Genomic DNA, 858 nt, shown 5'->3' with positions numbered 1-858 from the left:
GGATTGGGCCGCCGCGCGCGAGACCCGGGAACGAGTGGACCTCGTGGTCCAGGTACAGGCGCTCGTCCATGAGCTCCAGCGTGAACGCGGCCTCACCAACGGTCTGTTGGGGGGCGCCCGGCGCTACCGCGACGACGTCACCCGGCAGCGCGAGCGGTCCGACCGGGCCCGTGCCGATCTCGCGGCGCTCCTCGCCGCGGGCGGCACCGGCCCCGCGTCCGCCGTCGAGCGTGCCCGTACCCGGCTCGCCCGGCTGGCCGGCGTACGGGCCGAGGTCGACGGCGGTGACGCGTCCCGTGGCGAGACCCTGGACTTCTACACCTCCGTCATCACCGCGCTCATCAAGGCCCAGTCCTCCGACGGAGCCGCGGCCGCCCGTGGTGACCGTGCCCTGTCCGACGGCATGGAGGCCCTGCAGGCGCTCACCGACGCCAATGAGTCCGTGGCGCTGGAGCGCGGCTCCCTCAACGGGGTCTTCGCGGCCGGACGCTTCCGGGGCGGTGAGTACGTGGCCTTCACCGAAGTACGGGCGGCCCGCGTGGTGGCCCTCCGGCAGTACCGGCAGTCGGCCACCCCGTCCCAGCGCCGCGCCCTCGACCGGGCTCTGGGAACCGAGGACGCCGGGCGCGCCGGCGGCCTGGAGAAGCGGGCGGCCGCGGGCGCGGACGGATCCCCGCTGAAGACCGACCCCGACGAGTGGTGGCGCTCGATGACCGTACTCGTCGACGACCTCCGCTCGGTCCAGCAGCGTGTGGGCGCCGACGTACGGGACCGGGCCGGGCAGCTCAGCGCCGGCGCCTCCCGGGAGCTGGCGGGCTTCCTCTGCCTCGGCGTGCTGATCGTCGCCCTCGCCACCCT

At 75.2% G+C, this 858-nt stretch carries 1 protein-coding gene; it reads left to right on the top strand.

The window, feature by feature from the left end; genetic code table 11:
- Positions 1-43: 43 nt before the first annotated feature.
- Positions 44-858 (top strand): nitrate- and nitrite sensing domain-containing protein (locus ACTWQE_RS34120; protein WP_443332966.1); only part of this gene is annotated, 815 nt, incomplete at its 3' end.

The sequence above is a fragment of the Streptomyces sp. 8N706 genome (assembly GCF_052245415.1).
Lineage (GTDB): Bacteria > Actinomycetota > Actinomycetes > Streptomycetales > Streptomycetaceae > Streptomyces.
This window is presented reverse-complemented; position numbering and strand designations above follow the sequence as displayed.